Origin of the sequence: Glutamicibacter sp. MNS18, assembly GCF_026107515.2 — a bacterium.
Classification (GTDB): Bacteria; Actinomycetota; Actinomycetes; order Actinomycetales; family Micrococcaceae; genus Glutamicibacter.
Map to the genome: position 1 here is coordinate 64,479 of NZ_JAPCHW010000003.1, position 19,828 is coordinate 84,306.

The 19,828-nt window shown below is 64.7% G+C and carries 15 protein-coding genes and 3 tRNA genes; 16 read left to right on the forward strand and 2 right to left on the reverse strand.

The features are described from left to right. Positions 1–60 precede the first annotated feature (60 nt). Positions 61–2,607, reverse strand: coding sequence for an aminopeptidase N (gene pepN / locus OK351_RS03865; RefSeq protein ID WP_265156040.1), 2,547 nt, complete (start codon positions 2,605–2,607; stop codon positions 61–63). Positions 2,608–2,850: 243 nt separating this feature from the next. On the opposite strand from pepN, the gene OK351_RS03870 reads away from it, so the two are divergent. The 11 genes from OK351_RS03870 (at position 2,851) to OK351_RS03920 (ending at position 11,516) form a co-directional block, all read left to right on the forward strand. Further along, the gene (locus tag OK351_RS03870; protein ID WP_265156041.1) at positions 2,851–3,324 is read left to right on the forward strand and encodes a ribose-5-phosphate isomerase; all 474 of its coding nucleotides are present in this window, start codon (positions 2,851–2,853) and stop codon (positions 3,322–3,324) included. Positions 3,325–3,326: 2 nt separating this feature from the next. Continuing rightward, positions 3,327–4,286 carry an Fpg/Nei family DNA glycosylase gene (locus OK351_RS03875; protein ID WP_265156042.1) on the forward strand — a complete coding sequence of 320 codons (960 nt, stop codon included), beginning with the start codon at positions 3,327–3,329 and terminating at the stop codon, positions 4,284–4,286. 138 nt (positions 4,287–4,424) lie between these two features. Further along, positions 4,425–4,498, forward strand: a tRNA-Gly gene (locus OK351_RS03880). Positions 4,499–4,853: 355 nt separating this feature from the next. Next, positions 4,854–4,928, forward strand: a tRNA-Pro gene (locus OK351_RS03885). Between the two features lie 160 nt (positions 4,929–5,088). After that, positions 5,089–5,163, forward strand: a tRNA-Pro gene (locus tag OK351_RS03890). Between the two features lie 93 nt (positions 5,164–5,256). Next, positions 5,257–6,606 carry a trigger factor gene (gene tig, locus OK351_RS03895; protein ID WP_265156043.1) on the forward strand — a complete coding sequence of 450 codons (1,350 nt, stop codon included), beginning with the start codon at positions 5,257–5,259 and terminating at the stop codon, positions 6,604–6,606. Between the two features lie 255 nt (positions 6,607–6,861). After that, positions 6,862–7,461 carry an ATP-dependent Clp protease proteolytic subunit gene (locus OK351_RS03900; RefSeq protein ID WP_265156707.1) on the forward strand — a complete coding sequence of 200 codons (600 nt, stop codon included), beginning with the start codon at positions 6,862–6,864 and terminating at the stop codon, positions 7,459–7,461. A gap of 45 nt (positions 7,462–7,506) precedes the next feature. Beyond that, the gene (locus tag OK351_RS03905; RefSeq protein WP_265156044.1) at positions 7,507–8,163 is read left to right on the forward strand and encodes an ATP-dependent Clp protease proteolytic subunit; all 657 of its coding nucleotides are present in this window, start codon (positions 7,507–7,509) and stop codon (positions 8,161–8,163) included. A gap of 170 nt (positions 8,164–8,333) precedes the next feature. Continuing rightward, positions 8,334–9,626 (forward strand): ATP-dependent Clp protease ATP-binding subunit ClpX, encoded by a 1,293-nt coding sequence (gene clpX, locus OK351_RS03910; protein WP_265156045.1) that lies wholly within the window; start codon positions 8,334–8,336, stop codon positions 9,624–9,626. A 45-nt stretch (positions 9,627–9,671) separates the two neighbouring features. Then, positions 9,672–10,280 (forward strand): mycothiol-dependent nitroreductase Rv2466c family protein, encoded by a 609-nt coding sequence (locus tag OK351_RS03915; protein ID WP_265156046.1) that lies wholly within the window; start codon positions 9,672–9,674, stop codon positions 10,278–10,280. 141 nt (positions 10,281–10,421) lie between these two features. Beyond that, positions 10,422–11,516, forward strand: a complete 1,095-nt coding sequence (locus OK351_RS03920) for a hypothetical protein (protein WP_265156047.1) — start codon at positions 10,422–10,424, stop codon at positions 11,514–11,516. Between the two features lie 608 nt (positions 11,517–12,124). On the opposite strand, the gene valS is transcribed toward OK351_RS03920, so the two are convergent. After that, entirely contained in the window at positions 12,125–14,743 is a 2,619-nt protein-coding gene (gene valS, locus OK351_RS03925) for a valine--tRNA ligase (RefSeq protein WP_265156048.1), read from the reverse strand. A 161-nt stretch (positions 14,744–14,904) separates the two neighbouring features. Here valS and OK351_RS03930 point away from each other — a divergent pair, with 161 nt between their 5' ends. From OK351_RS03930 to cysD, 5 genes are all read left to right on the forward strand, one after another. Next, entirely contained in the window at positions 14,905–15,681 is a 777-nt protein-coding gene (locus tag OK351_RS03930) for an SDR family oxidoreductase (protein ID WP_265156049.1), read from the forward strand. After that, positions 15,678–16,403, forward strand: a complete 726-nt coding sequence (locus OK351_RS03935) for a sirohydrochlorin chelatase (protein WP_265156051.1) — start codon at positions 15,678–15,680, stop codon at positions 16,401–16,403. Before OK351_RS03930 ends, OK351_RS03935 begins: the two co-directional genes overlap by 4 nt. Before the next feature lie 67 nt (positions 16,404–16,470). Then, positions 16,471–18,174 (forward strand): nitrite/sulfite reductase, encoded by a 1,704-nt coding sequence (locus OK351_RS03940; RefSeq protein ID WP_265156052.1) that lies wholly within the window; start codon positions 16,471–16,473, stop codon positions 18,172–18,174. Further along, positions 18,171–18,884, forward strand: a complete 714-nt coding sequence (locus tag OK351_RS03945) for a phosphoadenylyl-sulfate reductase (protein WP_265156053.1) — start codon at positions 18,171–18,173, stop codon at positions 18,882–18,884. The genes OK351_RS03940 and OK351_RS03945 overlap by 4 nt, the downstream gene beginning before the upstream one ends. Before the next feature lie 19 nt (positions 18,885–18,903). Beyond that, positions 18,904–19,827 carry a sulfate adenylyltransferase subunit CysD gene (cysD, locus tag OK351_RS03950; protein WP_265156054.1) on the forward strand — a complete coding sequence of 308 codons (924 nt, stop codon included), beginning with the start codon at positions 18,904–18,906 and terminating at the stop codon, positions 19,825–19,827. Position 19,828: the final 1 nt, after the last annotated feature.

Sequence of the window (19,828 nt, forward strand, 5' to 3'; positions counted from 1 at the left end):
TTTGGGAGGCAAAGTGCTATGGCGTGGTCCACAGCCGAGGCGGTGGACCACGCCATGGGATCAGCGGCGATCTGCCGCCTGGGCGTCTAGTGCCCGCAGCACATCGGCCCGGCTTTCGGACAGCAGGCGGCGCAGGGCCGGCTGTTCGGTGCCCAGTTCCTCCAGGAAGTCGTCGGTTCGCTGCACGGTGGCATTGCTGACCGAGGCGCTGGGGTAGAGCCCGATGACGATCTGCTTGGCCATTTCATGGGACAGGGCCTGCCACTTGTCCGGGATGGCGGCGAAATAGCGATCGGCGTACCCGGCGATCAACGTGGTGTCATGGGCCCTGTTGAACCCGGCGATCACCGCTGCGTGGTTGTCGTTGGACAAGCTGCCCGAGAGCACCAGCTCGAAGGCCTCGTCCTTGGCGTGGGTGGTCGGCCGGGCGGCGCGTGCGGTGTACCAGCTCGATTTGCCCTTGGCCGTGGCATCGGCGGCCAGCGCGGCATCCAGATCGGCATCGGAGGTGCGCCCACCGGCCGCCAGGGCGATCACCAGCGACCAGCGCAGGTCCGTATCCAGTTCAAGCCCCGGCAGGATCGGTTCGCCGCCCAGTAACGCCTCCAGCCGGTCCAGCTGGGCACCGGTTCGTGCCCTGTTGGCGAATGCCAGGGTGAACTGCAGTTGCTCATCCGAGGCCGCCGTGGCGGCCTCGGCCAGCTCCCAGAGCCGGTCGGCGGCCTGGATGCCCGCCTGCTGCTGGCGCGAGGGATCGACGTAGAAATCCAGCGCCGTGTTCAGCTGGCGCAGCAGCACCATGATCACCGAGGAATCGTCCTCGTGGCCGATGTTGTTCAGCAGCAGCTCGACATAGCTGCTGGCCCCGGTTTCCGCATCGCGGACCGCGTCCCAGGCGGCGCTCCACACCAGGGTGCGTGGCAATGTGTCGATGAAGTCCTTCAGGTGTCCGGTGGCGGTCTGAAGCGATTGCTCGTCCAGCCGGATCTTGGCATAGGTCAAGTCATCGTCATTGAGCAGCACCAGATCGGGGCGGGGCAGGCCCACCAACCCCGGAACCGGGGTGTGCGCTCCACGGATATCAAGCTCCTCGCGGTGGGTGCGCACCAGCCGCCCATTCTCATCCAGGGAATAGAAGCCCACGGCCAGCCGGTGCTCACGGATCGTGGGGTGCTCGGCGACGGCGCTTTGCCTGATGCCGAAGGAGGTGATCGTCCCCTGCCGATCGGTGTCGATCTGAGCCTTGAGGGTGTTGACCCCGGCGGTCTCCAGCCACTGGCCGGACCAGTTGCTCAGGTCGCGTCCGGAGGCCGTCTCCAGTTCGCGCAGGAGATCGGGCAGCTCGGTATTCTTCCAGGCGTGCTTGGCGAAGTAGCTGCGCACCCCGGCCATGAATTCGTCCTGTCCCACAAAGGCCACCAGCTGGCGCAGCACACTGGCGCCCTTGGCGTAGGTGATGCCGTCGAAATTCACTTCCACATCGGCCAGGTCGTTCATCTCGGCGACCACCGGATGGGTGGAGGGCAGCTGGTCCTGCCGGTAGGCCCAGTTCTTCTCCAGCATGTTGAAGGTGGTCCAGGAGCCGGTGAACTCGGTGTTCTCCGCGGCGGCCAGCGTGGACATGAATTCGGCAAAGGACTCGTTGAGCCACAGGTCGTTCCACCACTTCATGGTGACCAGGTCGCCGAACCACATATGCGCCAGTTCATGCAGGATCGTGATGGCCCGACGCTCCACCATGGCGTTGGTGGGACGGGAGCGGAAGACATAGCTTTCCAGGAAGGTCACGGCCCCGGCGTTTTCCATGGCCCCGGCGTTGAACTCCGGGACAAACAGCTGGTCGTATTTCTCGAACGGGTAGGGGACCGCGAAGTTCTTCTCGAAGAATTCGAAACCCTGCCGGGTAATGGTGATGATGTTCTCGAAGTCCAGGTACTCCATCATCGAGGCCCGGGCGAAGACGCCCAGTTCGATGGTGCGCCCATCGGACGAGACCAACGAATCGCGCTGCACCCGGTACGGGCCGGCGATCAGTGCGGTGATGTAGCAGGAGATGCGCTGCGTGGGCGCAAACTCCCAGCGGGCCGTCGCCTCGTCCACGGTCAGCGGTTGCGGGGTCGGCGCATTGGACACCACATTCCAGTGCCTGGGCGCGGTGACCGTGAACTGGAAGCTCGCCTTCAGGTCGGGTTGCTCGAACACCGCGAACATCCTGCGGCAATCGGCCACTTCGAACTGCGAATACAGGTATACCTCGTCATCCACCGGGTCGACGAAGCGGTGCAGGCCTTCACCGGTATTCATGTACAGGGCGTCGGCGTCAACAACCAGCAGGTTCTGCGCTTCCAGCTCAGGTAGGGTGATCCGGATCCCGTCGCTGTGTACGACCGGATCCAGTTCGCGTCCGTTGAGTGTGATGGATCGGACCGTGTCGGTGACGGCGTCGATAAAGGTCGAGGCCCCGGCCGTGGCCGTGAAACGCACGGTGGTTCGTGAAGAGAAGACCTTGTCCCCGGTGGTCAGGTCCAACTCCACCTGGTAGCTGTCGACATCGATCAGGTCGGCGCGTTCGATCGCCTCGAGGCGAGTCAGGTTCATTCCGGGCATGGTCTGGGCTCCGAATCCATGCGGGCTGGTACCGCATTCTGCAGATATGAAATATTTATTGAACAACTGCGTCCATTGTGCCACTGCAGGCCGGGGGTCATGCAAGTCTTTTCGCCGTATTTCCTCCCCGGCTTGCTTCGGTGCCCCGTCCCTGCGTGTGCGCACGATTCAAGGACCCCGGCCACTGGTCGCTAAGCTGGTGGTGTCAGCCTTGACGAGCACCTGAACAGAAGAGGAATTCACATGCGCGTGCACATTGCCACCGACCACGCAGGTCTGGAATTGAGCGATCACCTGGTCAAGCATTTGTCGGCCAAGGGGTACGACATGGTTAACCACGGCCCGGGCTCCTACGACCCGGAGGACGACTACCCGGCGTTCTGCATCAATGCCGCCAAGGCCGTGATCGCCGACCAGCGTAATGGTATCGACGCATTGGGGATCGTGCTGGGCGGGTCGGGCAATGGCGAGCAGATCGCGGCGAACAAGGTCGAGGGGATTCGCGCGGCCCTGGCCTGGAACCTGGACACCGCCAAGCTGGCCCGCCAGCATAACAATGCCAACGTGGTGGCCGTGGGTGGGCGCCAGCACTCGGTGGAGGAGGCCGCCGAAATCATCGAGGCCTTCCTGGCCGAGCCGTTCAGTGAAGCCGAGCGCCATGAACGGCGTATCGGCAAGATCGCGACCTACGAAACCACCGGTGAGGTCATCGACTAGCCGTGCCAGAAGGACATTCCCTGCACCGCCTGTCCCGGCAATTCGACGATGCCTTCGGCGGTCAGACCGTGCGGGTCTCATCACCCCAGGGCCGGTTCGCCTCCGATGCCGCGCGTCTGGACGGGCATCGGCTTGAAAGCTCCTGGGCCAAGGGCAAGCAATTGTTCGCCCGCTTCTCCAACGACCTGTACCTGCGTGTCCACCTGGGCCTCTATGGTGCCGTCGATTTCGGGGGAGACGAGCATTTCCGCGGAGCCTCCTCCATTGGCGCACCGCGTCGTATCGGCGAACGCGAACTGGACGATGAATCCACGGGGGAGTATGCCGGGCCGCCGGCACCGGTGGGACAGGTCCGTGCCCGGTTCGTGACCGGGCACGGATGGGCCGACCTGCGCGGCCCGAGCGCCTGTGAGGTGCTGGACTGGGACCAGGTGAACACCCAGTTGGCCAAGCTCGGACCCGATCCGTTGGTCGGAACCGCTGTGCGCTTCAGCCAGTCCAAGGGGCGGGAAACCGACAAGGACCCTAGCGCGGAACTTGAACGCGGCTACCTGCACTTCCGCCGGAATCTGGAGCGCACCAGGACGCCGATCGGCATCGTGCTGATGAACCAGGCGCTGATCTCGGGGGTGGGCAACATCTACCGTGCCGAGGCGCTGTTCCGCTCGCGCGTCGATCCGCAGCTTCCGGCCAACGAGTTGTCGACGCGTACGGCCAAGAGGCTGTGGTGGGATATCGTCGGGCTCATGGAGGACGGGGTGCGTGATGGCCGGATCATCACCACCCGGCAGGAGGACCGCGACCCCACGGGACCGCTCTGGCCGGAGAACGCCTATTACGTCTACCAGCGGCAGGGGTTGGGGTGTCGCCGGTGCAATGCCAAGGTGTCATTGGCTGAAGTTGCCGGCCGCAAGCTGTACTGGTGTTCACGCTGCCAGCGTCCACCGCGCAAACGCGGATGAGGCCGGGGCGTCGCGCCGGTCAGGCGAAATTGCCGTACCAAAGAGCATCCTAGTCGGAGCGGGATCTGGTCGATTTGCACTGGGCTGGAACAATGCTCTAGACTGAATCCTGTTCACGGCAACGAAGCCGGGAAATCTGGGGATGTAGCTTAATGGTAAAGCCTTAGTCTTCCAAACTAATGACGCGGGTTCGATTCCCGTCATCCCCTCCAGGAACGAAAAGACTCCGTCGCAAGACGGGGTCTTTTTCGCGTTGCGGGGTTCCTCGCGGCGGGCATATCCGGCTGTTGTGGTTGTCACATCACGCAAACGGGTGCGAATGCCGCTCCGGACCCCTCGAAACAGCGGGTCCCGCGGCCCTCTGGCCATGGATTTTCACCGGTAAATCAACGAATCCTGCCTTTGGTCCGGCCGTTGCTGCGGGACATTCCCACCGATTTTGCTTTCGATTTGAACCAGTGTAAATTTGTCTCTTGTGGTCAACGGCGGAAATGCCCGAAAGGCAACTGCAAAAAACCATGTGATTAGTAAGTTTCAGACTTCTTGAAAAGTTGGATATTTACTTTTCGGGGTGTAGCTCAGCTTGGCTAGAGCGCGCGCTTTGGGAGCGTGAGGTCGCAGGTTCGAATCCTGTCACCCCGACGCCGTACGGGAAACGACGCCATGGGTGCTCGGTTCCACGGCGGACAGAGAACTAATTCATTTAGCTCTTGTGATCAGCGGAAACTCATCAGGTTGCCGGAAGGAATCACGAACGATTAGTGGATCGGTACCGACTGCGGTTAGACTGGTCACTGCTAATCGGGGTGTAGCTCAGCTTGGCTAGAGCGCGCGCTTTGGGAGCGTGAGGTCGCAGGTTCGAATCCTGTCACCCCGACTCTGTGTGAAGAACCCCGCAACAAATATTTTGTTGCGGGGTTTTTTTGCAGATAAAGACCTAATTCTTAGATAACTTCAGGAGTACAACGCTGTGAAGAGCGCCGTCGAAAACCTCAACCCGACCCGGGTGAAGCTCACCGTTGAAGTTCCTTTCGAGGAACTCAAGCCCCGCGTCGACGAGGCCTACAAGACCATCGCACAGCAGATCCAGGTTCCGGGTTTCCGCAAGGGCAAGGTTCCTTCCCGGCTGATCGACCAGCGCGTTGGCCGTGGCTATGTCATCGAGACCGCCGTGAACGAGGGCCTGAACGACTACTACCAGCAGGCCATGGTCGAAAACGAGCTGACCCCGCTGTCCCGCCCGGAGGTCGACATCACCGAGTTGCCTTCGATCGAGAAGGAAGGCGAAGGCCAGCTGGTCTTCACCCTGGAAGTCGACATCCGCCCAACCATCGAACTGCCCGACTACAAGGGTCTGGAAGTTTCCGTGGAGGCCAAGGAAGTTGCCGACGAGGATATCGAGAAGGCCCTTGAGGACCTGCGCGGCCGCTTCGGCACCCTGAAGGAGGTCGAGGCACCTGCGGCCGCCGATTCCTTCATCACCATCGACCTGGTTGCCACCGTGGATGGCGAAGAGGTCGACAACGCCCAGGGCCTTTCCTACCAGGTCGGCTCGGGCAACATGCTTGAGGGCATGGACGAGGCCGTCACCGGCCTGTCCGCCGGGGAAGACGCCACCTTCGAAACCAAGCTGGCCGGTGGCGAACACGCTGGCAAGGACGCTGTCGTCAAGGTTACCGTCTCGGCCGTGAAGCAACGCGAACTGCCGGAGGCCAACGACGATTTCGCCCAGCTGGCTTCCGAATTCGACACCATTGCCGAACTGCGCGAGTCGCTGTCCAAGGACGCCGCCGAGGGCAAGATCGTGGAGCAGGGTGTTGAGGCCCGCGAACTGGTCCTGGACAAGTTGCTGGAACTGGTTGAGGTGCCGGTGCCCGCGTCGGTCATCGACGAGCAGATCGAGCAGCACTTCGACAACCCGAATGCCGAAGAAGACCACGACACCGAGGACCACCGTGCCGAGGTGCGCGAGAACACCGAGCGTGCCTTCCGCAACGAGCTGGTGCTGGACGCCGTGGCAGACGCCGAGGAAGTCGGCGTGGAGCAGTCCGAGCTGATCGACTACATCGTGCAGACCGCCGGCCAGTACGGCATGGATCCGAACCAGTTCGCCCAGATGCTCGACGGCGCCGGCCAGGTGCCGATGCTGATGGGTGAGGTCCGCCGCCGCAAGGCCCTGGCCAAGGTCCTGGAATACGCCGTAGTCACCGACTCCAACGGTGACAAGGTCGACCTGACGTCCTTCGTGAAGCCTGCCGGTGAGGAAGAAGCCACCGAGGAAGCAGCCGCCGAGGAAGCAGCCGAGGCAGAAGCCAAGTAAGTCCCCCCGGGGATGCGAAGTGGCCGCCGGACAGTTGGGAAACCAGCTGGCCGGCGGCCTCTTGCGTTTCGCCCACGGCTGTACGCATGCGCCGTGAGCGAAACAGGGGCATGAAACACGCCAAGAGGCGGTTGAAGTCAGTAATCTCAAAGATAACCAGTCGCATCGGCAGCAGACCCGTACCGGGTTTTCCCGATCTGATCTACACGTTCGGAAGAGGTAGAGAACATGTCAAATGATTCGCGCACTCCCACGATGGCCAGCGTTGACCCGGCCGCCCGTGAGGATTACATCTACAACCGCCTGCTCAAGGAACGCATCATCTGGCTCGGTTCCGAGGTGCGCGACGAGAACGCCAACGCGATCTGCTCGCAGTTGCTGTTGCTTTCGGCCGAGGACCCGGAAGCCGATATCTACCTCTACATCAATTCCCCGGGTGGATCGATCACCGCGGGGATGGCCATCTACGACACCATGAAGTTCATCCCGAACGACGTGGTGACCGTGGCCACCGGCTTGGCCGCCTCGATGGGACAGTTCCTGCTGTCCTCCGGTACCCCGGGCAAGCGCTACGCCACCCCGAATGCGCGTATCCTGATGCACCAGCCGTCCGGCGGCATCGGCGGTACCGCATCGGATATCAAGATCCAGGCCGAACTGATCATGCACATGAAGAAGGTCATGAGCGAGTTGACCGCCGAGCAGACCGGGCAGACCCTGGAACAGATCCTGCTCGATAACCAACGTGACAAGTGGTTCACCGCGGAGGACGGCTTGGAATACGGCTTCTTCGACAAGATCGCCTTGCACGCGGGAAGCGTCAGCGGTGGAGGCGGCGTAGGCTCCGAGTCCTAGGCCCCGCCCCATTCGAGACCCACTAGATTTTTCGTAGGAGATACCATGCAGTTCAATCCTGAAGCCACCGCTGGCTCCCTGCCGTCGGCCCGTTACATCCTGCCGCAGTTCGAGGAGCGCACCCCATACGGGTTCAAGCGCCAGGACCCGTACGCCAAGCTGTTCGAGGACCGGATCATTTTCCTTGGTGCACAGGTTGATGACGCCTCGGCCGACGATGTCATGGCCCAGTTGCTGGTGCTCGAGTCCATGGACCCCGAGCGCGATGTCACCTTGTACATCAACTCGCCCGGTGGCTCGTTTACCGCAATGACCGCGATTTACGACACCATCCAGTTCATCCGCCCGGAAGTGCAGACCGTGTGCCTGGGCCAGGCGGCCTCCGCCGCCGCAGTGTTGTTGGCTGCGGGAACCCCGGGCAAGCGCCTGGCCCTGCCCAACGCCCGGGTACTGATCCACCAGCCGTCCATGGGCGGCGGTGAGCGCGGCACGGCCACCGACCTGCAGATCCAGGCGGAGGAAGTCATGCGCATGCGCGAATGGCTGGAAACCACCATTTCGGGCCACTCCGGGCAGACGGTGGAGAAGGTACGCAACGACGTGGAACGTGACCTGTTCATGACCGCGGCCGAGGCCAAGGAATACGGCATCGTGGACGAGGTGCTCACTTCACGCAAGGTCATCCGCCAGGTCGAGCACTAAAGGGCCTGGACGGGGAATAAGTCGCGGAAGATGGCGGTTTACCAGAAGGTGGGCCCCGGTGTGAAACCGGGGCGCACCACCGGTAGACCGCCGTCTTCAGCTAAACCGTAGGTAACCTGTCCTAGAATTGAGCGAGGACCAAGGTACGCAACTAAGGGGAGACCAACGCGATGGCACGAATGGGAGAAGGTTCGGACCTGCTCAAGTGCTCTTTCTGCGGAAAGAGCCAGAAGCAGGTCAAGAAACTGATCGCCGGCCACGGGGTGTACATCTGCACGGAATGCATCGAGCTGTGCAATGAAATCATCGCCGAGGAGTTCGCCGAGGAGCTGACCAGCGAGGAGTTTTCGCTTCCCAAACCCCGGGAGATTTTCGACTCGTTGGAAGAGTACGTGATCGGCCAGGAAGCGGCCAAACGCGCACTGTCCGTGGCGGTGTATAACCACTACAAGCGGATCCACGGCAACCAGGAGAAAGCCCCGATCGCCGCGCTGACCAATGACGACCCGCTGGGCGAGGTCGAGGTCTCCAAATCCAATATCATGTTGATCGGTCCCACCGGTTGCGGCAAGACCTACCTGGCGCAATCCTTGGCCAAGAAACTGAATGTTCCCTTCGCGGTCGCCGATGCCACCAGCCTGACCGAAGCGGGTTATGTCGGTGAAGACGTGGAAAACATCCTGCTCAAACTGATCCAGGCCGCGGACTACGACGTGAAGAAGGCCGAAACCGGGATCATCTACATCGACGAAATCGACAAGATCTCGCGCAAGAGCGAAAACCCGTCCATTACCCGGGACGTGTCCGGTGAAGGCGTTCAGCAGGCGCTGCTGAAGATCCTTGAAGGCACCGTCGCCGCGGTTCCGCCGCAGGGCGGACGCAAGCACCCCCACCAGGATTTCCTGCAGCTGGACACCACCAATATCCTGTTCATTGTCGCCGGCGCGTTCGCCGGACTGGAGGAGATCATCTCCTCCCGCGCGGGACGCAAGGGCATCGGCTTCGGCGCACCATTGACCGCACTGAAATCGGAAACCGCCTCCTATTCCGATGTCCGCCCCGAGGACCTGCTCAAGTTCGGGTTGATTCCCGAATTCATCGGCCGCCTGCCGGTGATCACCACGGTAGAGCACCTTGACCGTGACGCGCTGGTCAGGGTGTTGACCGAACCTCGCAACGCCCTGGTCAAGCAGTACCAGAAGATGTTCCAGATGGACGGGGTGGCGTTGAGCTTCGAACAGCCCGCCCTGGAAGCCATCGCCGACCTGGCCATCGAACGGGAAACCGGTGCACGTGGATTGCGTGCCATCCTGGAGGAAACGCTGGCCTCCATCATGTTCGACCTGCCAAGCCTGGAAGGCATTGGCGAAGTCGTGATCTCCCGCGAAGTCGTGATCAACAAGGCCGAGCCGGCCCTGGTATCGGCCGCCGTGACCGACAAGCGTGGCAAGAAAACCGCCTGAGCGTCAAGCACCTAGTCAATTCCGAGAGAAAGCGGGACCACATCCATGGCTGATCGTACCCAAGTTGGTTTCTGGTTCGACCCGATTTGCCCCTTCGCCTGGGCCACCAGCCGGTGGATCAAGGAGGTCGGGAAGGTTCGCGATATCGATGTGAGCTGGAATGTCATGAGCCTGGCCGTCCTGAACGAAGGACGCGACCTGCCGGCGGATTACCGTGAATCAATGGATCGTGCCTGGGCACCGGTGCGCGTGATCATGGCAGCCGCTGCAGCGCACGGCGAGGAATACCGGGACAAGCTGTACACCGCCATGGGGGAGCTGTTCCACTACGAAAAGGTCGAAGACCGTAGCGAGGTGATCCGCCTGGCACTGGATAGGGTCGGACTTCCGGCCACCCTGGCCGAGGCGGGCCAGAGCGACGCCAACGACGAGGCCCTGCGTGCCAGCCACCGCGAGGGAATCGAGAAGGTCGGACAGGATGTGGGAACCCCGATCGTGGAAGTCAACGGGACCGCCTTCTTCGGTCCGGTGATTACTCGCATCCCAACCGGAGAGGACGCCGGGCGCATGTTCGACGCCGCGGTTGAACTTGCCTCCTTCCCGTACTTCTTCGAGATGAAACGCACCCGTAGCGAGAGCCCGACATTCGGCTAGGACACCTCCGGGACCACAGGCGGCCACCGACGGTGGCCGCCTGTGGTATTTAAAACGTAGAACTTGTGCCCACGCGGACAGCGAGCCATGTCATACCCTAGTCTTGGGTCAAGCGCACGAATGCAGAAATGAGGTCGTACCGTGTCACAACCGGTAGCCGGACACGGCACTACCCGGCCGGGGTACCTGCCGGTGCTAGCTGCCATCCTGGTCATTTTGGGGCTGCTCAGTGCGCCGCTGGCCATCGCCGGGAACTGGGCCTCCACACAGGTGCTGGATAACTCGAACTTCACCAATACCCTGGGCCCGTTGGCCAGTGAACCCGAGGTCCAGGACTTCGTGGTGGAACAGGCCACCACCTCCATCCTCGAACGGGTGGAGCCCGGTACGCTGGGCTCCCTGCTACCGGGCTGGTTGCCGGGAGCCGCCAGCGACCGGCTGGAGGCACGATTCACCGCCGTGCTGGGTGAGGCGATCTCCCGTGTGGTCGAGTCCCGGGCTTTCGCCACGGTCTGGGAACGCGGGATCCAAACCAGTCACGAACACGCGGTACGGGTGCTGCGGAGCCAAAGCCCCACCGTGGCGGTCGACCAGGCCGGCAGGCTGAGCCTGGATACCGGAACCCTGCTCGAACAGCTCACCTCGGACAGCTCCGGGGAACAGTTGCCATGGGCGAGAATGATTCCCGAGATCGAGCACGAGATCGTGTTGTTGGAGTACTCGGGGCTGGATACGGCCAGGCAATGGGTGGGCTATATCGACGCGGTCTCCTGGTGGCTACCCTGGGCCAGCGGCGCACTGCTGCTGGCCGGGGTGCTGCTCTACCGCGGCATCCTGCCATTGTCCCTGGGCCTGCTCGGCCTGGTCACCGCCTTGGGCGCCGGGCTGGTGGACTGGAGCGGGCGCTGGATTGCCCAGTGGGCGATCGCCTCGGGACAGCCTGCGCAGTTCACGGACCTGCTGTTCGAGCGCCTCACCCTGCCCCTGCGGCAACAACTGGTAGGTATCGCGGTCATCGCCGCGGTGCTGGCCGTAATCGTGTTACTGCTCCGCACGCTGCGCGCCCAGGGCGCCGTACGGCGGAGATTACTGACCAGGGCCCTCGGATATGCCGTATTGCTGGCTGTCGGGCTGGGGTTCCTGCTGGGAGTGCCGAGCCCGCTGCCACTGCTGCTGTTGCTCACGGCCGCCGCCGGTACCGGGTTGGTCACCGTGCACCGCCTGGACGCCCGCTAGCGGGACCCGGGGAACCCAACGGGCGGCAATGTCAGGGTGACGCCTGCTGGCCCATTGTGGTCCTTCCCGTGCCGCCAGGTGGTACCGGCGCGGGAAGCACCACCGAACATCGGTAGCTCCCGAAGCCCCCGAGATGGTCCTCATGCGGAAAATCGACCTCGAGATCTTTCCGGGCGACCGAATCCGCAACGGATCATCACCGACCACACGGTGTCCCGGCGCATCCTCCACGCGGCGGCTGAACGTGACGCGGCACTGGCCCGTCCCGGCCACGGGTTTGACCGGTTGGGCGTTCGCGAGATCCGTGTGACGAACCTCGCGGAGGAGCCCGGGGAATACCCGTCCCTTCCGCGTGACTTCACCCTGGCCTCACTGGCTGCCGGCAATCTGCCACCCTCCGGTGAGCTGGCATTGGAGGTGCCGGACACCATGGACTACGCCTCCAAGGTGCATCCGGTGGCCCATGAGCCGACACCGTTGAGCCGGGAGCTGCAGGAACTGCTGCGCGAACGCCTGGTCCGCGACATCCCGTGGCCGTTAACGACCAGGCGGGCCATGACACCGGCAACGGTGTCATGGCCCGCCTGGGGGGCAGGGCGTACGGCCGGCTACTGGTCCTCGGCCGGAGCCAACGCGACGTTGGCCACGGTCAATTCACCCTCGCTCTGGATCAGCACCAATTCGCGGGCGTTGCCCGCGGACTTCAGGTCCGCGAAGCCCAGCTCCAACTGCGCCAGCAGCACCGCCGGGGCATGGATCTCGCCGGTGAGCACCTCGGTGCGCTGCTTGACCTTGGCATCACTCTTGGCCTTGCGGATCCCGGAGAGCGCCTGGCCCACGGTGGGCAGCACCGCGGTGTCGGCACCTTCCAAGGCACGGGACAGGTGAGCGGCGGTGGGCCACTCGCTGCGGTGCACCGACCCGGCACGCCACCAGCCCCAGACCTCTTCGGTGGCGAAGGGCAGGAACGGGGCGAACAGGCGCAGTACCGAGTCCAGGGTGGTGGCCAGGGCCGCGAGCACGCTGGCCTGTTCCGCCTCCCCGTGACCGCCGTAGGCGCGGTCCTTGATCAGTTCCACGTAGTCGTCGGTGAACGACCAGAAGAACGACTCGGTGATGTCCAGCGCCCGGGCGTAGTCGTAGGAATCGAAGGCCCGCTTGGCGTCCTCGATGACCCTGGCCAGCCGGGCCAGCAACGAACGGTCCAGCCCGTTGCCGATCACCGAGGCGTCATCGGTGATGATGTTCGCCTCGGTGGCCCCCAGGTTCAAGACGAACTTGGAGGCGTTCAGGATCTTGATCGCCAACCGGCGACCGATCTTCATCTGGTTGATCTCGTAGGCGGTGTCCGCGCCGAGACGTGCGCTGGCGGCCCAGTAGCGCACCGCGTCGGCCCCGAACTTCTCCAGCACCTCGGTCGGGACCACCACGTTGCCCTTGGACTTGGACATCTTCTTGCGGTCCGGGTCCAGGATCCACCCGGAGATCGCCGCATGCTTCCATGGGGCGTTACCGTGCAGCGCATCGGCGCGCACCGCTGTGGAGAACAACCAGGTGCGGATGATGTCGTGGCCCTGCGGACGCAGGTCGAAGGGGTAGACCTTGGAGAAGAACTCCGGGTCGGTGTTCCAGCGCCCGGCGATCTGCGGGGTCAGCGAGCTGGTGGCCCAGGTATCGAGCACATCGGCATCCCCGGTGAACCCCCCGGGCTGGTTGCGCTGTTCCTCGGTGTACCCGGTGGGGGCATCGGCGGCCGGGTCGACCGGCAGCGCCTCGGCCGCGGGCAGCAGCGGTGCGTCGTAGTCCGGTTCGCCGTTTTCATCCAGCCGGTACCAGACCGGGATCGGCACGCCGAAGAAGCGTTGGCGGGAGACCAGCCAGTCGCCGTTCAGGCCCGAGACCCAGTTCTCGTAGCGCGAGCGCATGAACGAGGGATGGAAATCGATTTGCTCGCCGCGGGCGATCATCTGCTTGCGGCGGTCCTCGTCGCGCCCGCCGTTGCGGATGTACCACTGGCGGGAGGAGACGATCTCCAGCGGCTTGTCGCCCTTTTCGAAGAAGTTCACCGGGCGGGTGACCTTTTTCGGCTCCCCGTCCAGCAGGTCGGCTTCGGTCAGCAGCTGAACCACGGTCTCCTTGGCGGAGAACACGGTCTTGCCCGCGATCTGCGCGTAGGCGGCGGTTCCGGCCTCGGAGGTGATCCAGTCCGGGGTCTCGGACAGGATCCGGCCGTCACGGCCGACGATGGCGCGGGTGGGCAGCTGCAGTTCACGCCACCAGGTCACGTCGGTCAAATCGCCGAAGGTGCAGACCATGGCGATACCCGAGCCCTTGTCGGCCTGGGCCAGCGGATGGGCGCGGACCTCGACCTCGACCCCGAAGACCGGGGAGGTGACCTTGGTGCCGAACAGGTGCTGGTAGCGTTCGTCATCCGGATGCGCCACCAGGGCAGCGCAGGCGGCCAGCAGCTCCGGACGGGTGGTCTCGATGAAGACCTGCTCGCCGTCGGCGGTGCTGAACGGGTAGCGGTAGTAGGCGCCGGTGACCTCGCGGTCCTCCAGCTCGGCCTGGGCCACCGCGGTGCGGAAGGTGACATCCCACAAGGTGGGGGCCTCGGCCATGTAGGCATCGCCGGCGGCCAGGTTCTCCAGGAAGGCGCGCTGCGAAACGGCCCGGGAATTATCGTCGATGGTGCGGTAGGTCATCCGCCAATCCACGGACAGGCCCAGGGTGGTGAACAGCTGCTCGAAGACCTTCTCGTCCTCGACCGCCAACTGTTCGCATAACTCGATGAAGTTCCTGCGGCTGACCACGTCCCAGTCGCGCTGGTTCTTCGCCGGGGTGGCCGGCGGCTGGTAGCCGGCGATATAGGGCTTGACCGGGTCGCACCGCACGCCATAGTAGTTCTGCACACGGCGTTCGGTGGGCAGCCCGTTGTCATCCCAGCCCAGCGGGTAGAACACGTTCTTGCCACTCATCCGCTGGTAGCGGGCCAGCACATCGGTCTGCGTGTAGGAGAACATGTGTCCCACATGCAGCGACCCGGAAGCCGTGGGCGGGGGAGTGTCAATGGAGTACACCGCGTCGCGGGTGGTGTCCTCGGTGAAGTGATAGGTGCCCTCGGTGCGCCACCGGGACGACAGACGGTCCTCCAGGCCTTCCAATGCGGGCTTGTCGGGGACCGAAACCGTGATGGGCGTGTCTGTGCCCAAGTCTTCTTTAGCCATGTACGCCATTGTTTCATGTTTCGCTGTCGCATCCGGCATTGTTGCCCATGGCCTGGGACACCCCGGTCCGTGGCCCGGGCGCCGGGCACCTGCACCTGCCGCGACGTAAGGGAAACACCCGGTCCTTCGCACCGGGCACATCCAGGTTCTAAGGTGGTGACATGACTGTAGAGAGAAATCCCAGCAACTCCGCCGCCACCGGTACCGCCCTGGTCACCGGTGCCTCCAGCGGTATCGGTGAAGCCACCGTTCGCGCCCTGCGCACCCAGGGCTGGACGGTGTACGCCGTGGCCCGCCGCGCCGAACGCCTGGAAAGGCTGGCCGAGCAGACCGGGGCGATCGCCCTGGCCGCGGACGTGAGCAACCAGCAGCATGTCGAGCAGCTGGCCGAACAGGCCACCGGGGTCGATACCCTGGTCAACTGTGCCGGGGGTGCCCGCGGGGCGGACTACCTGGCCGAGGCCCAGGACGATGACTGGGAGTTCATGTTCCAGGCCAATGTCATGGGAACGATGCGGCTGACCCGCGCCCTGCTGCCACAGCTACGCCGGGTGCGCGGCACCATCCTGAACGTCACCTCCACCGCCGCCCTGGCCAGCTACGAAGGGGGCAGCGGCTACAACGCGGCCAAGGCCGCCCAACGCGCGCTGACCCAGGCGCTGCGGCTGGAGGAGGTCGAACACGGCATCCGGGTGATCGAGGTGCTGCCCGGGCTGGTGGCCACCGAGGAGTTCGCGTTACGCCGGCTGGGCAGCGCCGATGCCGCCGCCGGGGTCTACGCCGGGGTCGCCGAGCCCCTGACCGGCGCGGACGTGGCCGAAGTGATCCGCTATGCGGTGAGCCTTCCGCACCACATCAACCTCGATGAGATCGTCATGCGTCCGCAGGCGCAGGCGGCCAACCACAAGCTGATCCGCGCCCAGGAGTCCGGGAAATGACCCCGGTGCATGTGCTCGCCGCCTCCCACGGCACCGACAGCCCGCACGGCCAACAACAGATCCACCGGCTGCGCGGCGAACTGGAACGGCTGGCCGGCACCCACCGGCCCGGGGTACAGCTGGTTTTCCACGAGGCCTACGTGGATGTGCAGCAACCCCGTTTGCCCGAGGTGCTGGCCGCCCTGCCGGCCGGCGAACCGGCGGTGGTGCTGCCCCTGCTGGTGGCCGACGGGGTGCACACCACCGAAGACATCAGCGAGGCGGTCGGCGGGCGTGCCAACACCATCGCCGCCGCCCCGCTCGGGGCGCTGCCGGCCCTGGCCCGAGTGCTGGCGGCCCGGGCGGCCCCGCACCTGGACCGGGCCCGAAACGTGGTGCTGGCCGCGGCCGGAACCCGCCTGGACATCGGGCAGCGGCAGATCCGCGAACTGGGCGCCCTGCTGGCCGGTTTACTGGGCCGCCCGGTTCTCACCGGCTACTGCGCCGGGGCCCAGCCGCGGGTGGGCCAGCTGGTCGCCGAGGCCGACGGGCAGGTACTGGTGCTCAGTGCCCTGCTGGCCGAAGGGTACTTCCAGGGCACCCTGCGTAGCACCGGGGCATGGCAGGTGACAAGCCCGCTGTTGCCCGACGTCACGATCACGCAATGTTTCCTCGAAAGACTCTTTGAGGCGCTGGATGAACACCCGGGCGTGACGAAATATGACAAACCCGACGGTTTCTAGGTCGCGGGTAGACATGTGACAGGCTGCGGTTGCCAGCCGGTGGGGGGTGTTTCCTACGCTGGCAACCATGACGCAGACAACCACACCGTCCCGTCGACCGGCCCGGGCCGCCAAGCCCAACGGACAATGGAAGGTCGACGGCACCGCACCACTGAACGCCAACGAGGAACTGAAGCAGGCCGATGACGGCCTGAACGTGCGTGAACGCATCGAGAGGATCTACGCACATCAGGGTTTCGATTCGATCGACCCCGACGACCTGCACGGCCGGTTCCGCTGGTGGGGCCTGTACACCCAGCGTGCCCAGGGGATCCCCGGCGGCAAGACCGCTACCTTGGAACCCCACGAGCTGGAAGACAAGTACTTCATGCTGCGGGTGCGCATTGACGGTGGGGCGCTGAGCACCGAGCAGCTGCGCGTCATCGGACAGATTTCCAAGGACTTCGCCCGCGACACGGCGGATCTGACCGACCGACAGAACATCCAGCTGCACTGGGTCGACATTGTCGACGTCCCCGAGATCTGGCGGCGTCTGGAGGCGGTGGGGCTGAACACCACCGAGGCCTGCGGGGATGTGCCCCGTGTCATCCTCGGCTCCCCGGTGGCCGGAATCGCCAAGGACGAACTGATCGACCCCACCCCGGTGATCGCCGAGATCGCCCGCCGTTACGTGGGCAACCCCGAATTCTCCAACCTGCCACGAAAGTACAAGACCGCGATCACCGGGCATCCCAGCCAGGACGTGGTCCACGAGATCAACGACTTCGCCCTGGTGGGCGTGGAACACCCCGAGCACGGGGTGGGCTACGACCTGTGGGTCGGCGGGGGGCTGTCGGCCAACCCGCGACTGGGTGAACGCCTGGGCGCCTTCGTCACCCAGGAGCAGGCCGCCGATGTCTGGCAGGGGGTCACCTCGATCTTCCGCGACTACGGATTCCGCCGGCTGCGCAACCGCGCCCGGCTCAAGTTCCTGCTGGCCGACTGGGGGCCGGAGAAATTCCGCCAGGTGCTGCAGGACGAGTACCTGGGCTACCAGTTGCCCGACGGCCCGCCGGCACCCAAACCCGAACAGGCCGGGGACCACTCCGGGGTCAACGAGCAGAAGGACGGAAAATTCTACATCGGGCTCACCGCACCGGCCGGCCGGGTCTCGGGCAGCATCCTGCTGGCCCTGGCCGACCTGGTCGAGGCCCAGGGCTCCACCCGGCTGCGCACCACACCGCACCAGAAGATCATCGCCCTGGACATCCCGGCCCAGGGGGTCGCGCAGTTCACCGCCGCCGCCGCCCGGATCGGCCTGGACGCCAACCCGGGCCTGCTCAAGCGCTCGGCCATCGCCTGCACCGGGATCGAATTCTGCAAGCTGGCGATCGTGGACACCAAGGACACCACCATCGACGCGGTCCGGCAGATCGAGGAACGGCTGGCCGGCCATGACGGGAAACTGCCCCGGTCGCTGTCCCTGCACGTGAACGGCTGCCCCAACTCCTGCGCCCGGATCCAGACCGCGGATATCGGGCTCAAGGGCCAGCTGATCACCAACGAGGAGGGGGAACAGGTTCCGGGGTTCCAGGTCCACCTGGGCGGCACCCTGGCCGGATACGAAAACGGCGAGGCCGGACTGGGGCGCACCGTACGCGGCCTGAAGGTCGCCGCCGATGAACTGCCGGACTATGTCGAGCGGGTTGTGAAGAGCTACTCGGCCCATGCCGATCAGGGCGAATCCTTCGCCGCCTGGGCCCACCGCAGCGATGAGGAGAACCTGTCATGAGCCATATCACCATCCACACCGAGGACCAGTTGCGTTCCATCGCCGAGGCCGGCACCGCCGAACTGGGCTGGGATGCCCCGGCCGCAGCGGTTATCGACTTCGCGGCCCGGCACTTCTCGGTGCGCCAGGTGGCCGTGGCCTGCTCGATGGCCGACGCGGTGCTGCCGCACCTGGTCAGCACCCGGCTTCCCGAGGTGGACGTGCTGTTCCTAGAAACCGGATACCACTTCACCGAAACCCACACCACCCGCGACGAGGTGGCCCGCGCCCTGCCGGTACGGGTGATCGACGTGCTGCCCGAGCAGACGGTGGCCGAACAGGACGCCACCCACGGCAAGGAGCTGTTTTCCCGCGATCCGGCCGCCTGCTGTCAGCTGCGCAAGATGGACCCGCTGAAAAAGGCGTTGTCGGGGTATTCAGCATGGTTCACCGGGGTGCGCCGCGAAGAGGCCCCGACCCGGGCCAACACCCCGCTGGTGAGCTTCGACGAATCGCACGGGCTGCTGAAATTCAACCCGCTGGCCCCCTGGACCTTCGAGGAACTGACCGACTACGCCGCGGCACACAATGTGCCGGTGAACCTGCTGCTGGCCCACGGCTACCCCTCCATCGGGTGCGCGCCGTGCACCCGCCCGGTCGCCGCGGGCGAGGACCCACGCGCCGGACGCTGGGCCGGGCTGGCCAAAACCGAATGCGGCATCCACCTCTAGGAAGCTTTAAGGACAACCCATGACATTGACCGCCACCACACCCACCGGCACCACACGCAGCGTCCTGGACGCCCTGGAAGCCGAATCCATCCACATCATCCGCGAGGTGCTGGCCGAATTCGAGAAGCCGGCGCTGCTGTTCTCCGGCGGCAAGGACTCGGTCGTGGTCCTGCACCTGCTGGCCAAGGCCGTCGCCCCGGCCCGGGTCCCGATCCCGGTGGTGCACATCGACACCGGACACAACTTCGGGGAAGTCATCAACTTCCGCGATACCACCGTGGCCCGCTACGGGCTGAACCTGGTCGTCGGCTCCGTCCAGGACTACATCGACCGCGGCGAGCTGGTGCAACCGGCCGACGGCACCCGCAACCGGCTGCAGACCCGGGTGCTGCTCGACACCCTGGAAGCCCACGGTTTCGATGCGGTCTTCGGCGGGGCACGCCGTGATGAAGACAAGGCCCGGGCCAAGGAACGCATCCTCTCGCTGCGCGACGAGTTCGGGGTCTGGGACCCGCGCAACCAGCGCCCGGAGGTCTGGAACCTGTACAACGGGCGCCACGAGGCCGGCTGGTCGGTGCGCGCCTTCCCGATCTCCAACTGGACCGAGGCGGATATCTGGGCGTACATCGACCGCGAGGGCATCGAGCTGCCGAACATCTACTTCGCCCACCGCCGCCAGGTTTTCGAACGCGACGGCATGTGGCGGGCGGTGACTTCCGTCAGCCAACCGGCCAGCGGTGAAAAGGTCAGCATCCGCAAGGTGCGCTACCGCACCGTCGGGGACGCCAGCTGCACCGGCGCGGTGCTCTCCGAGGCGGACAGCGTGGCCAAGGTGCTGGACGAACTGGCATTAAGCACTTTAACCGAGCGCGGGGCCACCCGGGCCGATGACCGGATCTCCTCCGCCGCCATGGAAGACCGCAAGAAGGAAGGGTACTTCTAAA

Coding starts and splice junctions, on each gene's coding strand:
- pepN (WP_265156040.1), bottom strand. CDS start 2,607: ATGCCCGGAATGAACCTGACTCGCCTCGAGGCGATCGAACGCGCCGAC.
- OK351_RS03915 (WP_265156046.1), top strand. CDS start 9,672: ATGGCTGATCGTACCCAAGTTGGTTTCTGGTTCGACCCGATTTGCCCC.
- OK351_RS03930 (WP_265156049.1), top strand. CDS start 14,905: ATGACTGTAGAGAGAAATCCCAGCAACTCCGCCGCCACCGGTACCGCC.
- OK351_RS03905 (WP_265156044.1), top strand. CDS start 7,507: ATGCAGTTCAATCCTGAAGCCACCGCTGGCTCCCTGCCGTCGGCCCGT.
- clpX (WP_265156045.1), top strand. CDS start 8,334: ATGGCACGAATGGGAGAAGGTTCGGACCTGCTCAAGTGCTCTTTCTGC.
- OK351_RS03900 (WP_265156707.1), top strand. CDS start 6,862: ATGGCCAGCGTTGACCCGGCCGCCCGTGAGGATTACATCTACAACCGC.
- OK351_RS03870 (WP_265156041.1), top strand. CDS start 2,851: ATGCGCGTGCACATTGCCACCGACCACGCAGGTCTGGAATTGAGCGAT.
- cysD (WP_265156054.1), top strand. CDS start 18,904: ATGACATTGACCGCCACCACACCCACCGGCACCACACGCAGCGTCCTG.
- valS (WP_265156048.1), bottom strand. CDS start 14,743: ATGGCTAAAGAAGACTTGGGCACAGACACGCCCATCACGGTTTCGGTC.
- OK351_RS03945 (WP_265156053.1), top strand. CDS start 18,171: ATGAGCCATATCACCATCCACACCGAGGACCAGTTGCGTTCCATCGCC.
- OK351_RS03940 (WP_265156052.1), top strand. CDS start 16,471: ATGACGCAGACAACCACACCGTCCCGTCGACCGGCCCGGGCCGCCAAG.
- OK351_RS03935 (WP_265156051.1), top strand. CDS start 15,678: ATGACCCCGGTGCATGTGCTCGCCGCCTCCCACGGCACCGACAGCCCG.